Raw genomic sequence first — 255 nt, 5'->3', positions numbered from 1 at the left:
TCGTCCACTCTGGGTTAGTCGGGACCTAAGGCGAGGCCGAAAGGCGTAGTCGATGGACAAAGTGTCAATAGTCACTTACTGTTCTGTGGGAGCATAGACAGGGACGCATGAAAGATAGCCATACCCTGATTGGTTTGGGAGGGGTTTACGAACTCCGAGTGGTGAAGGAAAGTGCCAAGAAAAGCTGTATATGTGATGAAGATAGAACACCCGTACCCGAAACCGACACAGGTAGGGAGGTTGAGAATACCAAGG

General features: G+C 50.2%; 1 rRNA gene. It reads left to right on the top strand.

Annotated features, from left to right (window positions below):
* Positions 1–255 (top strand): 23S ribosomal RNA (locus tag FFO06_RS20955); the annotation flags it as partial.

The organism is Dolichospermum planctonicum (genome assembly GCF_005402965.1).
In the GTDB taxonomy this organism is placed as follows: domain Bacteria; phylum Cyanobacteriota; class Cyanobacteriia; order Cyanobacteriales; family Nostocaceae; genus Dolichospermum; species Dolichospermum planctonicum.
This window is presented reverse-complemented; position numbering and strand designations above follow the sequence as displayed.